This window comes from Pseudomonas sp. B21-051, from assembly GCF_024748795.1.
Lineage (GTDB): Bacteria > Pseudomonadota > Gammaproteobacteria > Pseudomonadales > Pseudomonadaceae > Aquipseudomonas > Aquipseudomonas putida_A.
In genome coordinates, this window is the sequence record NZ_CP087166.1 from 2,524,436 (window position 1) to 2,540,207 (window position 15,772).

A 15,772-nucleotide genomic window follows, 5' to 3' on the forward strand; every position below is an offset into this window, starting at 1 on the left:
CATACCACTTCCGCTTGTTCCTCCCGGTATTGGAGATCGAACCATGAATGCTCTGCAACAGGATCTGGTGATCGATCTCCCGTGTGGAAAAGTGTTGAGAAGAAGGCCCTCAAGGTTGTTTTTTTTTCGGGCTCCGCTGTGCCAGCATGTAGGTGCGGCCAGACCACGTTTAGATAAAGGGGCACGGGTCACAGCTTTGAACTTTATTTAAGAAACATGTTCTGTCCGCGTTTTCCCCACGTGATCGCTATCCAAAAATTCAATTGAATGTATTTACAGTGGAAAATTGAATATGCGAGTCGATAGTATGTTTAATCAGGCTAGAGCTATGGTTGCAGGGAACTATAGCTACGCGATTGATCAATTTGGTTTTCGTCCGGAACAAGCGTTTGCGTATACTCAAGATGAATTGGAGCGTCTTATGCGAAAGGATGCTCCTGGGGCTAACGCAGTTCTTCAGACTGCTATTTATATGGAAGGCATTCGTCGTGGGCTAAGGCTGTCAAGGGAAAGTCAATATGCGATTGATATGTTGGAGGTTTTGGCAGGTACGTACGAAAAGTGCAGCGTTGAGAGTCTTATAGAGATCGGCGTTGATGATAAAGAATTAGAGATTATCCAGTCTGATATGGACACTGTTAGAAAAGTGTTTTTGTGATTGGAATTATTAGGCCGGGTTTCAATTGCTGCTGAACTGAAAAGCCCCGAACTGCTCGGAGCTTTTTATTTGGGCTGGCGGTCTACAATGACTTAACGAAACGCCGGCACCACATCCCTGATAAACAACTCCAGCGACTTCTTCTTCTCCGCATGCGGCAAACTGTTATCACACCAGAAACTGAACTCATCCACCCCCAGTTCCTGGTAGTACTTGATGCGGGGAATGATCTCCTCTGGCGTACCAATCATCGCCGTCTTGTGCAAACTCTCCAGCTCAAACTCCGGGCGCCCGGCGAACTTCTCTTCCGGGCTCGGGGCGAGGAAACCATTGACCGGCGTTTCCTTGTTGCCAAACCACGCATCGAAGGTGCGATAGAACCGTGAGATCGCTTTGGCGCCGACTTTCCAACCGTCCGGATCGTCAGCCGAGTGCACGTGGGTGTGGCGCAGCACCATCAGTTGCGGGCGCGGCACATCCGGGTTGTTATCCAGCGCAGTCTGGAATTTGTTCTTCAGGTCGACGACTTCTTCGTCGCCCTTCATCAACGGCGTGACCATCACGTTGCAGCCGTTGGCCACGGCGAAGTTGTGCGAATCCGGGTCGCGGGCGGCGATCCACATTGGTGGGTTCGGCTTCTGGATCGGCTTCGGCACGCTGGTCGAGGTCGGGAATTTCCAGATGTCGCCGTCGTGGGCGTAGTCGCCTTGCCACAAAGCGCGAACTACGGGGACCATTTCGCGCAGGGCCTGACCGCCGCTGGAGGCGGGCATGCCGCCGGCCATGCGATCGAATTCGACCTGATAGGCGCCGCGCGCGAGGCCGACTTCCATGCGTCCATTACTGATCACGTCGAGCAGCGCGCATTCACCGGCCACCCGCAGCGGGTGCCAGAACGGCGCGATGATGGTGCCGGCGCCCAGGTGAATGGTGGTGGTTTTGGCGGCGAGGTAGGCCAGCAGCGGCATCGGGCTTGGCGAGATGGTGTATTCCATCGCGTGGTGTTCGCCGATCCACACGGTGCTGAAACCACCGGCCTCGGCCATCAGGGTCAGTTCGGTCAAGTCTTCGAACAATTGGCGGTGGCTGACGCTTTCGTCCCAGCGTTCCATGTGGATGAACAGGGAAAATTTCATGACGCTTCCTCGGATCTTTTATTGTTGAGGCTACATGTGGGAGCGAGCTTGCTCGCGAAAAGCGGTGTAACAGCCGGCAAATATGGCGACTGACAAGACGCCTTCGCGAGCAAGCTCGCTCCCACAGTTGATTTGTGTAGGGCTGACGATCAGGCCAGAACGGGCAGGGCGCCCATCTTGCCGTGGCAGTACACCAGCGGCCCGGTGTGCTGCTCCGGGACGATCAGATTCTTCACCGCGCCGACCATGATCGCGTGGTCACCACCTTCATATTCGCGCCACAACTCACACTCGATGATAGCCGTCGCATTGGCCAGGATCGGGTTGCCCAACTCGCTCAATGTCCATTCGATGCCTTGCGCCTTGTCCTTGCCTTTGCGGGCGAAGGCGTAAGCCTCGCTCTGTTGGCCGCCGGAGAGGACGTGGATCGCGAAGCGTTTGTTCTTGATCAGCACGGGATAAGAATCGGAGCTGTAGTTGGGGCAGAACAGCACCAGGGCCGGGTCCATCGACAGCGAGCTGAAGGCGCTGGCGGTGAGGCCGACGATCTGACCGTCATCGTCCAGCGTGGTGATGACAGTGACGCCGGACGGAAACGAGCCCATGACTTGTTTGTAGATGGCAGCATCGATCATTGGACGGTCCTCGGGTGTTGTGACGCGATTTTTATGTATTTGTTGGTCTGATGGTATACCAGTATTTTTTCTTTGCAAGGGCTTTTAGGCTGAACCGATAAACGTGGTGCTTTCGTCGGAAACTCAGCGTTTATTGGGCTTTCGGCTGGCCTGCAGGCCACGGTATCAGTGAGGATGGCGTATCAGGTGGCGCCGCAAATTACGTATCAGTCTTGTGAAATGTTTGGAATACCATAATATGGTCTGCATCTGAGGGGCGACCCAGAGTTCCCCCGGTTTGGCTTCATACAAAGATAAGAACAGACAAACTCGAGTTCATGCATATGTCCCAGATGTCCCGGCAAGATCCGTTGATCGAGAATCACACGGTCGACTACGTCCCACTCGCGGAGCGCCACGGGAAGGCCCGCGACCTTTTCACCTTATGGTTCAGCACCAACATTGCGCCACTGCCGATCGTCACCGGCGCCATGGTGGTTCAGGTGTTCCATCTCGACTTGCTCTGGGGGCTGCTGGCGATTGCGCTGGGGCACCTGATCGGCGGCGTGGTGATCGCACTGGCCTCGGCGCAGGGGCCGCGCATGGGCATTCCGCAAATGGTTCAGAGTCGTGGTCAGTTCGGGCGTTACGGCGCACTGCTGATCGTGTTTTTTGCGGCGCTGATTTACATCGGTTTCTTCATTTCCAACATCGTGCTGGCCGGTAAGTCGATTGTCGGCATCGCACCGTCGGTACCGGCGCCGCTGAGCATTCTGATCGGCGCACTGGCGGCCACGGCGATTGGCGTGATCGGCTACAACTTCATCCACACGCTCAACCGCATCGGCACCTGGGTGATGGGCAGCGCGCTGCTCGCCGGTTTCATCTACATCTTCGCCCACGACTTGCCGGCAGACTTCCTGACGCGCGGCAGCTTCAACCTGTCGGGCTGGCTGGCGACGGTATCGCTGGGGATTATCTGGCAGATCAGCTTCTCGCCGTACGTGTCCGATTATTCGCGTTACCTGCCGGCGGATATCGGCATCGCCAAACCGTTCTGGGCCACTTATCTGGGCGCGACGCTGGGAACGATTCTGTCGTTCAGCTTTGGCGCAGTGGCGGTTCTGGCGACGCCGGAAGGCACCGAGGCGATGGCGGCGGTCAAGCAGTCCACCGGGTGGATGGGGCCGATTCTGATGGTGCTGTTCTTACTCAACATCATCAGCCATAACGCGCTGAATCTGTATGGCGCGGTGCTGTCGATCATCACCTCGATCCAGACGTTTGCCAGTCAGTGGACGCCGAGCATCAAGGTGCGCGTGGCGTTGTCGAGTGTGGTGCTGGCGGGTTGCTGCGTGGTGGCGCTGGGTGCCTCGGCGAATTTCATTTCGCAGTTCATCGGGCTGATTCTGGCGTTGCTGCTGGTACTGGTGCCGTGGGCGTCGATCAATCTGATTGACTTCTACCTGATCAAGCGCGGCGCGTATGACATCAGCTCGATTTTCCGCGCGGACGGCGGCATTTACGGGCGCTTCAATCTGCACGCGATCATTGCCTACTTCATCGGGATCATTGTGCAACTGCCGTTCGCCAATACGTCGCTGTACGTCGGGCCGTACGCCAATCTGGTGGATGGTGCGGATCTGTCGTGGCTGGTCGGCCTGGTGGTGACGGTGCCGCTGTATTACTGCCTCGCCACACGTGGGCAGACCCGGCAGAGCAGGGCGGCGCGGTTGAGTTATACCGACTGACCAATCATCAATAAACTGTGGCGAGGGAGCTTGCTCCCGCTGGACTGCGCAGCAGGCCCTGCTTTTCTAAATCGAAGAGCGAGGTCCGCTGCGCGGCCCGGCGGGAGCAAGCTCCCTCGCCACAAATGATGTTTCCTTAGCCCTTGTGCATTCCAGTGGTCATTCAAATTGGCCATTTCGATCCCCTTTTGGCCCATCCCCCACTGTGCCGCGACTGCGCGGTCGGCAAGAATCAAAGCCATAACTAAACGCTGGACTTTGCTTGCCCTTGGCTACCTTTACAGCCGCTGCCGTGTACAGAACATAAAAACCATCGATCTCACGTCGCATTCCGGGGAAACAACCATGGTCACGATGAAACGCATTCTGGGGGCCACCGTGTGTGGGCTGACGCTGCTGGCCAGCGCGGTACACGCCGAGCAGCGCGAGCTGCGGGTCTACAACTGGGCGGATTACATTCTGCCGTCGGTGCCCAAGGATTTTGCCGCGAAGACCGGCATCAAAGTGACCTGGGACACCTTCGACACCAACGAATCGCTCGAAGCCAAGTTGCTCACCGGCAACTCCGGCTACGACTTGGTGGTGCCGTCGAACCAGTTCATCGACACCCAGATCAAGGCCGGGGTGTTCCAGAAACTCGACAAGTCGAAACTGCCGAACTGGAGTCACCAGGACCCGGCGCTGCTCAAACTGCTCGACGCCAACGACCCCGGCAACCAGTACGGCGTGCCCTACATGTACGGCACCGTGCTGATCGGCTTCAACCCGGCCAAGGTCAAGGCCGCATTGGGCGACAATGCGCCGGTGGACAGTTGGGATCTGGTGTTCAAACCCGAGAACATGGAGAAGCTCAAATCCTGCGGCGTAGCGATGCTCGATTCGCCGTCGGAAATTCTGCCGCTGGCCCTGCATTACCTCGGCCTCGACCCGAACAGCCAGAACCCGGCCGACTATGAAAAGGCCAAGGACCTGATGCTGAAGATTCGTCCGTACGTGACCTACTTCAACTCGGCCAAATACATGACCGATATCGCCAACGGCGACATCTGCGTGGCCATCGGTTACTCCGGCAGCTTCTACCAGTTCGGCAACCGCGCGAAAGAGGCAGGCAACGGCGTGGTGGTTGACTGGCGTTTGCCGAAGGAGGGCGCGCCGATCTGGTTCGATACCTTTGCCATTCCGAAGAGCGCGAAGAATGTCGAAGAGGCGCATGAATTCCTCAACACCTTGCTCGATCCGAAAGTCATTGCGCCGATCAGCGACTTCCTCGGCTACCCGAACGTGAACAAGGATTCGATGCCGCTGGTGAACAAAGACATCACCGCCAACCCGAACCTGACGCCAACGCCTGAAGCCCTGAAAACCCTCTACGTGGTCCAGCCACTGCCGCAAAAACTCGAACGCGTACGCACACGGGTGTGGACCAGCATCAAGTCCGACAAGTAACCACCCCCTCCCTGTAGGAGCTGCCGAAGGCTGCGATCTTTTGATCGTGTTTTTCCAGGAGACAACACCAAAAGATAGCAGCCTGCGGCAGCTCCTACAGGGATTGGGTTTGGTCTTCCTTGCGGGTGACGATCAGGCTCAACACCACCGACCCCAGAATCACCCCGCCCACCACCGCCAGCGACCATTCCACCGGCATGTGGAACCAGGGCATCAGCGTCATCTTGCCGCCGATGAACACCAGCACGATCGCCAGTCCGTACTTGAGCAAATGAAAGCGGTCAGCCATGTCTGCCAGCAGGAAGTACAACGCCCGCAGGCCCATGATCGCGAAGATGTTCGAGGTGAACACGATGAACGGATCGGTAGTGACCGCGAAGATCGCCGGGATGCTATCGACCGCAAACATCAGGTCGCTGGCCTCGATCAGCACCAGCACGAGGAACATCGGCGTGGCCCAGCGCACGCCGTTCTGCAGCACGAAAAAGCGTTCGCCATGAAAGCCCTGAGTGATCCGCATGTGTCCGCGCACCCAGCGCAGCAGCGGGTTTTTGTCGAGATCAGGTTGTTGCTCGGCGAACATCAGCATCTTGATCCCGGTGATGATCAAGAACACCCCGAAGGCATACAACAGCCACTCGAACTGCGACACCAGCCACACCCCGGCGAAGATCATTGCCGCGCGCATCACGATCGCCCCGAGCACGCCGTACAGCAGCACCCGGCGCTGCAATTCCGGTGGCACCGCGAAGTAGCTGAAGATCATCACGAAGACGAACATGTTGTCGATCGACAGTGACTGCTCGATCAGATAACCAGTGAGGAATTCCAGCGTCTTGCGCTGGGCAATGTCGGCGCCGAACTCGCCGTGCAGATACCACCAGAGCAACCCGGCAAAAGCCATCGCCAGCGCGCACCAGGCGATCACCCAACAGGACGCTTCCCGCACTGAAACACGGTGCGCCTTACGTCCGCCGAAGACGAACAGGTCCAGTGCAAGCATGGCGAGAACGAAGACGATAAACGCGCCCCACATCCATGGTTCGCCGATATTGATGTTGGTCGTTGGCATGGCGGGCTCCCTGGCTTTTATTGAATTAGGGTCAGGCAGGGCCATGCTAGCGGCGAGTTTGGATGTAAGAAAAATCGCTTATTTCTGAACGACAGTTCGGGAAAAACGAAGTGTTGTACTGATGATGCGCCCATGGCGGTATGATCGCCGCCCTCATTGGGTCGGGCGAATGCCTTGTCCGGCAACGAAAAGGAGTTTCGTAATTGAATCAGCCAGTCAATGAGTCGCGTGCAGAAGAGGGGTTGGAACGCTACCGGAAATATTTGCGCATCGAGGTTTCGTTATTCATTGCGGCGATGCTCGGCGCATTCGTACTCAATGGCTACGCTCATCTGGAAAAATATTATCTGGTGCTGGATGTGCCATTTGACCGCTTGAATATCAGTGGTCAAAAGCTTGCCGCGTACGGCGCTGCAGGACTTGGATCGATGATCGGCGCGTTACTGTTCGCCATAGCATTTGTCATTGCCGTTTCATTGATCATTGCCTTGACTGAGCGGCCGGGAAGGCTGCCGGTATCCCCGACAAATCCTCTGTGGCTGGTGAGGTTTCGCCAGCGTGCAAGTGAATTGAACATCGTGTTCAAACTCTTCGCGTTTTCCGCAGTCCTGGCTGGATTTTCCATTCTGGCCTGGTATCTGACCGTCCACGTACCCTCGATGTCGGGCAGAAAATCTGCTCTGGATACCGCCGCGAAGTGCGAGGAACGCACCTTGACCTTCCGCAGTCTGGACCGCTACACCGCCTGCCAGGTTGCAGAGTCTGAGGACATGTTGTATCTGCTCAAGCGCGACTCAAAAAACAACACCGAGGTTTCGTTTTATACTTTCCAGCTCCCCAAAGCCGGCCTTGTTGAAAGCAAGGGGGAAAGCAAGAAAATGAAATTCGATCCGGATGATGACGACGGGAAATAACATGACTGTCGGCATCAGGACCGATCAAGTGCGCGCACCTGATCGGTCATCTGGTGTGCCCGAGGAGGCTGCAGCTGCCGCCTCGAGTCAGTTATTTGCCACGCGCCAGCGCCGGAGTACGCGGCGGCACCTGACGCTTCGAACCGGTGGCTTCAAACGCCGAGGCCAGACGTAACAGGTTCGAGTCATCGTAGGCACGACCGGCGAAAGTCAGACCAACCGGCATGCCGATGTCGGCCATGATCCCCATCGGTACGGTGACAGTGGGTACGCCGAGGTGCCGGATCGCCAGATTGCCGTTGGCGACCCAGATGCCATTGCTCCAGGCGATGTCCGCCGATTCCGGATTGATATCGGCATCTGCCGGGCCAACGTCGGCGTTGGTCGGGAACAGCACCGCGTCGAGTTTCAGCGTATCCATCCAGTCTTCGAGGTCGAGCTTGCGGGTCTTTTCCAGGCCGCGCAGGCCGTCCGCCAGGGTCGGGATCTGGTCCCACGGGGTGATGCCGCGTTGGGCCATGCGCACGTACTCGTCCATGCCGGCGGCCAGATCGCCTTCACGATTGGGCAGGGTGCCCGGGTCGTGCGGGAAGATTTTCGGCCCGTCGACATCGGCCAGACGGTTGAGCTTCGGATCGCCATTGGCGCGCAGGAAATCGTCGAAGGCCCAGGCCGACAGGTCCCACAGTTCGTGGTGCAGAAATTCCTTGGAAACGATGCCGCGATTGAACACGGTCGGTGCTCCCGGACGGTCGCCTTCGCAGTTGGAGACCAGCGGGAAATCCACTTCGATGACTTCGGCGCCGGCCGCTTCCAGGGCTGCGCGGGCCTGTTTCCACAAATCGATCACCGAAGGGCGAGTGTTGATGCGCTGCCCGGTCGGGCCGCCGATGCCCGGCGCTTCGCTGGTGCCGGCTTCAGGGTCGGCATTGATGTACATCTTCGGCACACCGAGGCGTTTGCCGGCCAGTGCATTGGGTTTCACTGCCAGTTCAGCGTAGGACGCCGGGCGCACCGAAGCGACGCTCGGGATCGGCACCCACGGCTGCAGGCGCCACAGATCACCACGGGTGTCGGGGTCTTCAGCAACCACCACATCGAGCACTTCAAGCAGATCGGCCATGGTGCGGGCGTACGGCACCACCACGTCCATCGTCGGCGTCAGCGGCCAGTTGCCACGCACCGAAATCACCCCGCGCGATGGCGTGTAGGCGCACAAACCATTGTTCGACGCCGGGCCGCGACCGCTCGACCAGGTTTCTTCCGCCAAGCCGAAGGCCGAGAAGCTCGCGGCGGTGGCGGTGCCGGCACCGTTGGACGAGCCAGAAGCAAACGGCGCAGTCAGATAAGCAGCGTTATACGGACTCTCGGCTCGGCCATAGACACCACGCTGCATGCCGCCATTGGCCATCGGCGGCATGTTGGTCTTGCCCAGGCAGATCGCCCCGGCGCCGCGCAGGCGTTCGATGGTGAAGGCGTCGCGATGCGCCACCAGATCGGCGAAGGCCGGGCTGCCCGAGGCGGCGGTCAGACCCTTGACCAGATAGCTGTCCTTGGCGGTGTAAGGGATACCGTCGAGCGGGCCGAGGGTTTCGCCCTTGGCCCGGCGCGCGTCGGACGCCTGGGCTTCGGCCAGTGCCTGGGGATTGCGCACCACCACGGCATTCAGTGCGGTGGCGGTGTTCGGGCCGTCGTAGGCGTCGATCCGGGCCAGATAGGCCTGCACCAGTTCAACCGCGGTGGTCTGGCCGGCGTCGAGCGCCGCGCGTAATTGAGCAATGGAGACTTCAGTGACTTCGATCATGCTGTTACCGCCGACAGGTTCGCTAAAGGGGTGGGTCATTATGGTTATCGTTGAAACGTGTGAAGAATTACCGATGGGCGAAACTCTACCCTGAACTTTGCCGAATGGCATGTGCTAATTCGATAAATATCGACAAAACTCAACGAAAAAATTCTCCCGGTGTCTCGCCAAACTGTTGGCGAAAGGCCGCGATGAACGCCGAGGTGGAGTCATAACCGCAAGCCAGAGCCACGTCGGTGACGCGTTCGCCACGTTCCAGCGGAGTCAGCGCGCCCAACAATCGCAAGCGCTGGCGCCAGGCGCGGAAGGTCAGGCCGGTGTCGCGTAAAAACAGGCGGCTGAGGGTCTTTTCAGTGACGCCGAATTTTTCGCTCCAATGGTTCAGGGTGGTCTGCTGTTCCGGATGTTGCTCCAGGCTTTGATAGATCTGTCGCAGACGGCTGTCCTGCGGCAGCGGCAGCATCAAGTCGATCTGCGGTGCCTCGGCCAGTTGATCGAGGATCACCTGGGCCAGGCGGCCATCCGCGCCGCTCTCGTCGTATTCCACCGGAACCAGACTGAACGCGCGGATCAGCTCGCGCAGCAGGTCGCTGACGCCCAGCACATGACAGCGCTCAAGCGCCCAGCCGGCCACGCTGCAATCGATGTACAGGCTGCGCATTTCGGTGTGTGGCGAGCTGAACACTCGATGCGGCACGCCCGCCGGAATCCACACCGCGCGCTCCGGTGGCGCAACGAAACGCCCGGCGCTGGTCTGCACCTCAAGCACGCCCTGAATCGCGTACGACAATTGCACCCACGGGTGACTGTGACGCCGGGTCAGTGCGCGATTGGGCAGCGATTCGGTGCGCCCGTAAAGCGCACGGGGCAGGCTGGGCAACCCGGGAATGCTGCGCCGGAAGCTTTTCTCGTGTCCTTTAGGCGGCATCTGTTGGCTCTTCGGCGTTAGTCGGTAATTCCTGCTCACGTTAGAGTCGCAGTCACGTACTGGCAACCCCCGGATGAACAAGCCCATGACTCGCCCAAGACTCCTGCCCGACAACTTCACCCTGACCCTGATCGGCGTCGTGCTGCTGGCCAGTTTCCTGCCGGCCAGCGGTCAGGTCGCGGTCGGGTTCGGCTGGCTGACCAACATCGCCATCGCGCTGCTGTTTTTCCTCCACGGCGCGAAACTGTCGCGTGAATCGATCATCGCCGGTGCCGGCCACTGGCGCCTGCACCTGTTGGTGTTCAGCCTGACCTTCGTGCTGTTCCCGATCCTCGGCCTGGCGCTGAAACCGCTGCTGTCGCCGCTGATTGGCGACAAGCTGTACATGGGCATGCTGTATCTCTGCGCGTTGCCGGCCACCGTGCAGTCGGCGATTGCCTTCACCTCGCTGGCCCGCGGCAATATCCCGGCAGCGATCTGCAGCGCGGCGGCGTCGAGTCTGTTCGGGATCTTTCTCACGCCGTTGCTGGTGACGCTGTTGCTGAACGTGCACGGTGACGGCGGCTCGACCCTGGATGCGATTCTGAAGATCAGCGTGCAACTGCTGCTGCCGTTCATTGCTGGGCAGATCGCTCGGCGCTGGATCGGCGCGTGGGTCGGGCGTAACAAGAACTGGCTGAAGTTTGTTGATCAGGGTTCGATTCTGCTGGTGGTGTACGGCGCATTCAGCGAGGCGGTCAACGAAGGAATCTGGCATCAGATTCCAGTGGTCGATCTGCTGGGGCTGGTGGTGGTCTGCTGCATCCTGCTGGCGCTGGTGCTGTTGGCGTCGACCCTGCTCGGCAAGGCGTTCGGTTTCAGCCAGGAAGACCGCATCACCATTCTGTTCTGCGGCTCGAAGAAGAGCCTGGCCACCGGCGTGCCGATGGCGCAGGTGTTGTTTGCTGGCAGCACGATTGGCGTGTTGATTCTGCCGCTGATGCTGTTCCATCAGATTCAATTGATGGTTTGCGCGGTGTTGGCGCAGCGCTATGCCAAACGGCCGGAATCGGTGCCGGAGTTGATGGCACAGGTAGATCCATAAACACTGCATTCCCTGTAGGAGCTGCCGCAGGCTGCGATCTTTTGATCTTGAAAGTCAAAAGATCGCAGCCTGCGGCAGCTCCTACAGGGGGCTTTTTCTCAATCCTGAGTCACGTGTTTCGGCCCGGCCAGTGCCCAGGCAATCAGGCCAAACAACGGTACGAACACGATGGCGATAATCCACACGCCTTTGTTGCTGCCTTTGCCTGCGCTCTTGCGCACGCGGTTGATCGCCCACAATTCAACGATTACAAGAACGACGGCGAGTACGATCCAGACGGGTTCAATTTGCATGGGCTACCTCCTGATGGTCTTTCAGTTAGGTGACCCCAAGCGCGCAGGGTTCATTTAAATTGCGCCGCTGCCTCCCGAATATTTCACCGCAGCGGCTGCCCGCGACGGCACGTTGAGCGTGCGCAACAGCGACGACACATGGATGCGCACGGTGAACGGCGAAATATCCAGTTCCCGGGCGATCTCCTTGTTGGTCTTGCCTTGGGCGATCAGCCGCAACACGTCCTGCTGACGCGGGGTGAGGGCGGTGCCGGTCTCCAGCGGCAGCAGCCCGGAAGGGGCGAACCTGACCAGCACTTCGCCTTCGCGGATCGCCAGAATCGCCTCGCCGATTTCATCCGGGGCGATGTTCTTGCCGATGAAACCGTCGATGCCGGCCGCCATCACCTCACCGATCAATGCCTCGTCGTCGACCATCGACACCACAATCAGCGTGGTGCGCGGCAGTTTTCGGCGCAACTCGGCGAGTTGGCTGATGCAGGTCAGGCCGGGGAAGCGCAGGTCGAGAATCAGTGTGTCCGGCTCGCTGCCGGCGGGCAGCAAGGCCAGCACGGCGTCGAGATCGCCGGCCTCCTCGATAGTCGCCTCGGGCAACAGGCGCTGCACGGTGCGCCGCATGGCTTCGCGAAACAACGGGTGATCGTCGGCTATGATGATGCGGCAAGTCATGACGTGACCCTCCCTGGATCAGCGTGGTTTACGGCATGCACCTTAGCACCGCAAACGCAGATTGCCTGCCGACCGCTGCTGAATCTGACGACTGTCGCACAAGGACGTTGCCCATGAAGTTCGAGAAAAACACCGAGCTGGATCAGGCCAATCTGCGGATCATCATCGCCAGCATCGCCATGGTTTACATCTGCGTGCTCGGTGTCTTGCCGGGTCAGCGCTTCGATGTCTATCTGCCGGTGGTGGTCTACATCGCGCTGTTTCTGCTGGCGTCGATTGTCTTGCGCCAGGCTATTGCGCGCTGGCCGGGGCATTACCCGGCGCGGCGGATTTTTGCCATGGTCCACGATTACACTGGCACCTGTTTCGGCCTGGTGCTCGGCGGTGAGGCGGCGTTGCCGCTGTACGCGGTGATCATCTGGGTCAATCTCGGTAATGGCATGCGCTACGGCTCGCGCTACCTGGCGATTGCCACGGGGTTGGCGCTGCTGGCGTTGCTGGCGGTCTATCGGTTGACGCCGGTGTGGCAGGCGCAACCGTACATGGTGCTGATGTTGATGCTCACCAGCACGGTGATTCCGTTCTACGCGCACTTGCTGCTGGAGCGTACGCGCAAGGCCTCCGAAGAGGCGGTCGCGGCCAATCTGGAAAAGTCGCGGTTTCTCGCTCAGGCCAGCCATGATCTGCGCCAGCCGATTCACTCCATCGGCCTGTTTACCGCGTGCCTGCGCGAGTCGCGGCTGGGCGAGCAGGAGCGGCAACTGGTCGACAACATCGACCGTTCGCTGCTCAATGTCTCCCAGTTGTTCCGTTCGATTCTCGACCTCTACACCCTCGACAACGGGCGCATCCTGCCGAGGTTGCAAGTGTTCAATCTTGGCGAGTGGCTGGCCGACCTGATCCGCCAGAACGCCGAGGCGGCGCGCTGGGCCGGCGTGGAGTTGCGTCTGCGCCCCTGCCAATACTGGGTGCAGAGCGATCCGGCGTTGCTCGCGACCATGGTGCAGAACGTGCTTTCCAACTGCTTCAAGTACGGCGCGCAACGCCCGGTGCTGATCGGCGTGCGCAAACGCGGCACCGGGCTGGCCATCGTGGTTTATGACCGCGGCAACGGCATTGCCGAGGAGCATCTGCCGAAAGTATTTGAAGAGTTTTATCGGGTGCGTCAGGTGCGCGACAAGGACGTGGAAGGCGTCGGCCTCGGGCTGTCGATCGTCAAGCGTCTGGGGCAGTTGATCGGCGTCGATGTGGCCTTGCGCTCGCAGCTCGGGCGTGGCACGGCGGTCTCCCTGTATGGCTTGCCATCGGCCGTGGCGCCGCAGTTGCCGGCCATGCGTGACGATGTGCGGCAGGCCGGTCTGTTGACCGGGCTGAAGGTGTGTCTGGTAGAGGATGATCGCAACGTCTTGCTGGCAACCTCGGCGCTGCTCGAGCGCTGGGGCTGCGTGGTGCAGGGCGAGTTGAGCGGAGAGAATCTGCGCACTGATTGCGACATCATTGTCGCCGACTACGATCTGGGTACGCATTCCACGGGTATCGAGTGCATTGACGAGGTGCGGCGCCAGCGGGGTTTTGCGGTGCCGGCGATGATCATCACCGGGCATGACATCGAGAAAATACAGGCGGCCTTGCACGACCGCCAAATTGCCATCCTGTCCAAACCGGTACGCCCGGCCGAGCTGCGCGCGACCTTGCGCAGCCTGCGCGACCGGCAAACCGAGCCGGCCGAGCAGGTTTGACTCAACGCTTGCAGAGGTAGTCTTGTGTGATGGTGGTTTGCAGGCAGTTGAACTGGCCCATGGTGCGGCAGATGTTTTTCTCCGAGCCGGTCACCTCGGCATTCTTGTAGCCCCAGGTCTTGCAGCGCTCCATGGCGACAGTCAGGCCTTGTGCGGCGTTGGTCTGGCCGCTTTCGAACTGGCCCAGTTCGTAGGAGACCTGGACCACGCCGTCGTTCTTGCTGCCGCCGGTGGCTTCCCACTGTTTGGGCGTGGCGCAGCCGCTCAGCGCGAGGGCGGTGAGGGTGATAGAAGCAATCAGGATTTTCATGATGGAACGTAGTCCTTTACCGGGGATGAGGGATTACTGAAACGGAATCGGCGAGGCGCCTTTCGGCAGGCAGGACAGCGGCGGGGTCATGATGCCCATGCTCGCCACGGCGATAATCGCGCCGCTGGGCAACTCGCAGTTGTACTCGCCGGCCGGCGTATACGCGGTGTAGTAGGTGAGGGTGCTGTCGCTGCGGATGTTGTCGATTTTCGACACCGGTTTGCCGATGACCGTCTGGGCGCGTTCTTTCATGCTGGCTTCGGTGGGTTTGGCGGTCTGGCAGCCGCTGGCGCCAAGCAGCAGGGCGCTGACGATCGCCACTTTGAGAAGGTTGGAATGCAGTTTCATGGTGTTTCTTCCTTGGTGTTGTTCTGATTTCCAGGCACAACGATCCCGCGCACTGCACAGCGGCAATGTTGGGGAGCATCGGGGGTTGCGAGGGAATATAACGCCGGGTGGCGGGGCGGTCGATTAGCACAAATGTGCTAGTGCCGCGGAGGGAGAGGCGACCCAATGGGTCGCCTCGCGCCGATTACTGAGGAGAGTTGAACTGGTCGGAATAGCTGCCGGTCATCAGCGCCGAAGCGACGCGATCAGAACCGACGCCGACGCGTGAGTAGGCATACCGGTTGGCGCCGACCCTGTCGGTGCCGTCGGAGGCGACGGTATTGGCGCCGACGTGGTCGGACCCATCGGAAGCCACTGCGCCGGCCCCGACATGATCAGAGCCATCGGAAGCCACAGCGCCAGCGCCGACGTGATCAGAGCCATCGGAAGCCACAGCGCCAGCGCCGACATGATCGGAGCCATCGGAGGCCACAGCGCCAGCGCCGACATGATCCGAGCCGTCCGAGGCCACTGCGCCAGCGCCGACATGATCGGAGCCATCGGAGGCCACAGCGCCAGCGCCGACATGATCGGAACCATCGGACGCCACTGCACCAGCGCCAACGTGATCAGAACCGTCCGAGGCGACTGCACCAGCGCCGACATGATCCGAACCATCAGAGGCCACCGCGCCGGCCCCGACATGATCGGAACCGTCCGAGACGACTGCACCAGCGCCGACATGATCCGAACCATCGGAAGCCACTGCACCGACCCCCACATGATCCGAACCATCAGAGGCCACCGCCTGCGGCTGCGCGGCCCAAACCGGTGGCAACATCACGGTCGCCGCGACCGCAAGAATGGCGCCTGATAAAAGCGTGTGTTTCATGATTTTCTCCACGACCCATCAGCCACACAGCATTCCGTTGGCCCGGGGTTGACCAGATTGGCGATTGGCACGGGCGCACGGTAACGCGCACGGGTGTCGACGTATTGCATGAAACCGCGATAGCGAACTGAAAAG

16 protein-coding genes are annotated in these 15,772 nt (G+C 59.8%); 6 read left to right on the forward strand and 10 right to left on the reverse strand.

The genetic code is table 11. The features are described 5' to 3' along the window. Positions 1–292: 292 nt before the first annotated feature. On the forward strand, positions 293–658 hold the full coding sequence (locus LOY52_RS11350; RefSeq protein ID WP_258679525.1) for a hypothetical protein: 366 nt from the start codon (positions 293–295) through the stop codon (positions 656–658). A 92-nt stretch (positions 659–750) separates the two neighbouring features. On the opposite strand, the gene LOY52_RS11355 is transcribed toward LOY52_RS11350, so the two are convergent. Continuing rightward, a complete protein-coding gene (locus tag LOY52_RS11355; RefSeq protein WP_258679526.1) occupies positions 751–1,794 on the reverse strand; it encodes an LLM class flavin-dependent oxidoreductase in 1,044 nt (347 codons plus the stop codon). A gap of 149 nt (positions 1,795–1,943) precedes the next feature. Further along, on the reverse strand, positions 1,944–2,429 hold the full coding sequence (locus LOY52_RS11360) for a flavin reductase family protein (RefSeq protein ID WP_003225754.1): 486 nt from the start codon (positions 2,427–2,429) through the stop codon (positions 1,944–1,946). Positions 2,430–2,752: 323 nt separating this feature from the next. Between LOY52_RS11360 and LOY52_RS11365 the strand changes: the two genes are divergently transcribed. Continuing rightward, positions 2,753–4,159: a cytosine permease gene (locus LOY52_RS11365; protein WP_258679527.1), complete on the forward strand. Its 1,407-nt coding sequence runs from the start codon at positions 2,753–2,755 to the stop codon at positions 4,157–4,159. 345 nt (positions 4,160–4,504) lie between these two features. Then, positions 4,505–5,605: a polyamine ABC transporter substrate-binding protein gene (locus tag LOY52_RS11370; protein ID WP_007960451.1), complete on the forward strand. Its 1,101-nt coding sequence runs from the start codon at positions 4,505–4,507 to the stop codon at positions 5,603–5,605. 94 nt (positions 5,606–5,699) lie between these two features. Here the strand turns inward: LOY52_RS11370 and LOY52_RS11375 are convergent, their stop codons facing one another. Next, on the reverse strand, positions 5,700–6,677 hold the full coding sequence (locus LOY52_RS11375) for a TerC family protein (RefSeq protein WP_041062608.1): 978 nt from the start codon (positions 6,675–6,677) through the stop codon (positions 5,700–5,702). Between the two features lie 203 nt (positions 6,678–6,880). On the opposite strand from LOY52_RS11375, the gene LOY52_RS11380 reads away from it, so the two are divergent. Further along, positions 6,881–7,591, forward strand: coding sequence for a hypothetical protein (locus tag LOY52_RS11380; protein WP_258679528.1), 711 nt, complete (start codon positions 6,881–6,883; stop codon positions 7,589–7,591). Between the two features lie 91 nt (positions 7,592–7,682). Here LOY52_RS11380 and LOY52_RS11385 read toward each other — a convergent pair whose 3' ends face one another. Beyond that, positions 7,683–9,395 (reverse strand): amidase, encoded by a 1,713-nt coding sequence (locus LOY52_RS11385; RefSeq protein WP_258679852.1) that lies wholly within the window; start codon positions 9,393–9,395, stop codon positions 7,683–7,685. Between the two features lie 139 nt (positions 9,396–9,534). Then, complete coding sequence (locus LOY52_RS11390) at positions 9,535–10,323, reverse strand: helix-turn-helix domain-containing protein (RefSeq protein WP_258679529.1); 789 nt, start codon at positions 10,321–10,323, stop codon at positions 9,535–9,537. An 85-nt stretch (positions 10,324–10,408) separates the two neighbouring features. On the opposite strand from LOY52_RS11390, the gene LOY52_RS11395 reads away from it, so the two are divergent. Continuing rightward, positions 10,409–11,407, forward strand: coding sequence for a bile acid:sodium symporter family protein (locus tag LOY52_RS11395; protein WP_258679530.1), 999 nt, complete (start codon positions 10,409–10,411; stop codon positions 11,405–11,407). Between the two features lie 98 nt (positions 11,408–11,505). Here the strand turns inward: LOY52_RS11395 and LOY52_RS11400 are convergent, their stop codons facing one another. Both LOY52_RS11400 and LOY52_RS11405 read right to left on the reverse strand, forming a co-directional pair. After that, complete coding sequence (locus LOY52_RS11400; protein WP_027613057.1) at positions 11,506–11,700, reverse strand: PLD nuclease N-terminal domain-containing protein; 195 nt, start codon at positions 11,698–11,700, stop codon at positions 11,506–11,508. A gap of 54 nt (positions 11,701–11,754) precedes the next feature. Further along, positions 11,755–12,369: a response regulator transcription factor gene (locus tag LOY52_RS11405; RefSeq protein WP_258679531.1), complete on the reverse strand. Its 615-nt coding sequence runs from the start codon at positions 12,367–12,369 to the stop codon at positions 11,755–11,757. Between the two features lie 113 nt (positions 12,370–12,482). Between LOY52_RS11405 and LOY52_RS11410 the strand changes: the two genes are divergently transcribed. Continuing rightward, positions 12,483–14,108, forward strand: a complete 1,626-nt coding sequence (locus LOY52_RS11410; protein ID WP_258679532.1) for a hybrid sensor histidine kinase/response regulator — start codon at positions 12,483–12,485, stop codon at positions 14,106–14,108. A 1-nt stretch (position 14,109) separates the two neighbouring features. Here LOY52_RS11410 and LOY52_RS11415 read toward each other — a convergent pair whose 3' ends face one another. From LOY52_RS11415 to LOY52_RS11425, 3 genes are all read right to left on the reverse strand, one after another. Further along, entirely contained in the window at positions 14,110–14,418 is a 309-nt protein-coding gene (locus LOY52_RS11415) for a YecR-like lipofamily protein (RefSeq protein ID WP_258679533.1), read from the reverse strand. Between the two features lie 33 nt (positions 14,419–14,451). Next, on the reverse strand, positions 14,452–14,766 hold the full coding sequence (locus LOY52_RS11420) for a hypothetical protein (protein WP_134786611.1): 315 nt from the start codon (positions 14,764–14,766) through the stop codon (positions 14,452–14,454). A gap of 184 nt (positions 14,767–14,950) precedes the next feature. Further along, the gene (locus tag LOY52_RS11425; RefSeq protein WP_258679534.1) at positions 14,951–15,637 is read right to left on the reverse strand and encodes a hypothetical protein; all 687 of its coding nucleotides are present in this window, start codon (positions 15,635–15,637) and stop codon (positions 14,951–14,953) included. Positions 15,638–15,772: the final 135 nt, after the last annotated feature.

Coding starts and splice junctions, on each gene's coding strand:
- LOY52_RS11395 (WP_258679530.1), top strand. CDS start 10,409: ATGACTCGCCCAAGACTCCTGCCCGACAACTTCACCCTGACCCTGATC.
- LOY52_RS11385 (WP_258679852.1), bottom strand. CDS start 9,395: ATGATCGAAGTCACTGAAGTCTCCATTGCTCAATTACGCGCGGCGCTC.
- LOY52_RS11390 (WP_258679529.1), bottom strand. CDS start 10,323: ATGCCGCCTAAAGGACACGAGAAAAGCTTCCGGCGCAGCATTCCCGGG.
- LOY52_RS11360 (WP_003225754.1), bottom strand. CDS start 2,429: ATGATCGATGCTGCCATCTACAAACAAGTCATGGGCTCGTTTCCGTCC.
- LOY52_RS11400 (WP_027613057.1), bottom strand. CDS start 11,700: ATGCAAATTGAACCCGTCTGGATCGTACTCGCCGTCGTTCTTGTAATC.
- LOY52_RS11425 (WP_258679534.1), bottom strand. CDS start 15,637: ATGAAACACACGCTTTTATCAGGCGCCATTCTTGCGGTCGCGGCGACC.
- LOY52_RS11410 (WP_258679532.1), top strand. CDS start 12,483: ATGAAGTTCGAGAAAAACACCGAGCTGGATCAGGCCAATCTGCGGATC.
- LOY52_RS11355 (WP_258679526.1), bottom strand. CDS start 1,794: ATGAAATTTTCCCTGTTCATCCACATGGAACGCTGGGACGAAAGCGTC.
- LOY52_RS11350 (WP_258679525.1), top strand. CDS start 293: ATGCGAGTCGATAGTATGTTTAATCAGGCTAGAGCTATGGTTGCAGGG.
- LOY52_RS11375 (WP_041062608.1), bottom strand. CDS start 6,677: ATGCCAACGACCAACATCAATATCGGCGAACCATGGATGTGGGGCGCG.
- LOY52_RS11405 (WP_258679531.1), bottom strand. CDS start 12,369: ATGACTTGCCGCATCATCATAGCCGACGATCACCCGTTGTTTCGCGAA.
- LOY52_RS11370 (WP_007960451.1), top strand. CDS start 4,505: ATGGTCACGATGAAACGCATTCTGGGGGCCACCGTGTGTGGGCTGACG.
- LOY52_RS11365 (WP_258679527.1), top strand. CDS start 2,753: ATGTCCCAGATGTCCCGGCAAGATCCGTTGATCGAGAATCACACGGTC.
- LOY52_RS11420 (WP_134786611.1), bottom strand. CDS start 14,766: ATGAAACTGCATTCCAACCTTCTCAAAGTGGCGATCGTCAGCGCCCTG.
- LOY52_RS11415 (WP_258679533.1), bottom strand. CDS start 14,418: ATGAAAATCCTGATTGCTTCTATCACCCTCACCGCCCTCGCGCTGAGC.